The 2,264-nt window shown below is 67.4% G+C and carries 1 protein-coding gene; it reads right to left on the reverse strand.

Going from position 1 to position 2,264, the window contains the following annotated elements; genetic code table 11:
• The coding region (locus tag RM2_RS22965) for a condensation domain-containing protein (protein ID WP_139277931.1) at window positions 1-2,264 on the reverse strand (2,264 nt) is incomplete at both ends.

A 2,264-nucleotide genomic window follows, 5' to 3' on the forward strand; every position in this document is an offset into this window, starting at 1 on the left:
TCGGGTGTCGTTCCACTCCGACAGCACCCGGCGCCGCTCGGCCTCGCCGAGGACCGAAACCTCCCCCACCGCCGCCGTAGGATCTTCCAGAACAGCCTCGAGCACCCGGACGAACCGCTCCGCGATTTGCGCCGCCGTGCCGGCATCGAAGATGTCGCTCGCATACGCCAGCGACCCCACATACCCGCCGCCACCGTCCGCGTCGCCGAGAGTCATCGACAGATCGAACTGCGCCGCTTCCCACTCGACCTCGAGCGGTGCGATCGTCAACCCCGGAAGCTCCACAACCGACTGGGTGTAATTCTGGAACGCCAACATCACCTGGAACAGCGGCGAGAACGACTGCGACCGTATCGGATTCAGCTCCTCCACCAACCGCTCGAACGGCACATCCGCATGAGCGAACGCCTCGAGATCGGTCTCCCGCACCCGATCCACGAGCTCTGCGAACGACTGGTTCGGCTCGCACTCGGCCCGTAGCACCAACGTGTTCACGAACATGCCCACCAGATCATCGAGCGCCGCCTCGCCGCGGCCCGCGATCGGCGACCCCACCGCGATATCGGTGGTACCGGACAACTTCGCCAACACCACCGACAACGCCGCGTGCACCACCATGAACGGCGTCGCACCCCGCTCGTGCGCCCACGACTGCAACCGCACCACCGTCGGCGCCGGCACCGAGAACTCGACGGTGCCACCGATCCCCGAGCGCACCGCCGGCCGCGGCCGATCCGTCGGCAACGCCAGCACATCCGGCAAACCCGCCAACGCACCCGACCAGTAGCCGAGTTGCTGCGAGAGCGCCGATCCCGGATCGTCCTCCGACCCCAGCACTTCCTGCTGCCACAACGTGTAATCCGCGTACTGCACCGGTAGCGGCGCCCACCCCGGCTCGTGCCCGGCACACCGGGCCGCATACGCCACCACCACATCCCGGGCCAACGGCGCCGTCGAGAACCCGTCCGCACAAATATGGTGCACCACCATGGCCAGCACATGCTCGGAGTCCGAGACCCGGAAAAGTCCGCCCCGAATCGGTACCCCGGCGGCCACATCGAACCCACCGGTCAACAACCTCGCCGCACAATCACGCAGCTCGTCCTCACCGGCCACCGGCACCGGAGTCAGATCCACCGGAACCTGCGAGACCGGCACGATCACCTGCGACGGACCCTGCTCCGAATCCGGGAACACCGTCCGCAACGCCTCGTGCCGGACCAACACATCGGTCACCGCCGCACCCAGCGCCGCCACATCCAACTCGCCCGTCAACCGGATCGCCAACGGAATATTGTATGCCGCCGAACCCGGATCGAACCGGTTCAAAAACCACATCCGCTGCTGCGCCAACGACACCGGCACCCGCCCCGGCCGCGGACCTGCCACCAGCGCCGGACGGCCACCCTGCCCCGCATGCCGTTCGAGACGCACCGCCAACGCCTCCACCGTCGACGCCTCGAACAACTCCCGCACCGGCACCCGGGCGTCGAGCGCCGCACCCAACCGGGCGGTCACCCGGGTCGCGATCAACGAGTTACCACCCAGAGCGAAGAAATCGTCATCCAACCCGACCCGGTCCACACCCAACACCTCGACGAATACCCCGGCCACGGTCTCCTCGACCGGATTCGTCGGCGCCCGGAACACCCGGACCGTGAACTCCGGCGCCGGCAACGCCTTCCGATCGAGTTTTCCGGAACTGTTGAGCGGCAACACGTCGAGGACCATCAGTACATCCGGCACCATATACCGGGGCAGCGACTGCCCGGCGGCCTCGCGCACCGCCTCCGTGTTTACCGTGTGCCCGTCCGCGGGCACCACATAGCCGACCAACTGCTGACCGAGGTCGCTCTCGTGCACGATCACCACGGCCTGCGCCACCGTGTCCTGCGCGGTCAGCGCCGACTCGATCTCACCCAACTCGATCCGCAGACCACGGAGTTTCACCTGGAAATCGGTGCGCCCCAAATATTCGAGATCACCGTCCCGGTTCCACCGCACCAAGTCGCCGGTCCGATACAACCGTGAACCGGCGTCCTCCCCCGCCGTCGCGCCCGCGAAGGGATTCGCGACGAACCGGTCCGCCGTCAGATCCGCCCGACCCTGATAGCCGCGGGCCAACTGCACACCCGCCATATACAACTCCCCCGCCACCCCCACCGGCACCGGGCGCAACCGCGCATCGAGCACATACGTGCGGGTGTTCCACACCGGCGCCCCGATCGGCACCACCACATCACCCGCCACCGTCTCGTAATGGG

Origin of the sequence: Rhodococcus marinonascens NBRC 14363 (genome assembly GCF_001894885.1) — a bacterium.
GTDB lineage: Bacteria > Actinomycetota > Actinomycetes > Mycobacteriales > Mycobacteriaceae > Rhodococcus_F > Rhodococcus_F marinonascens.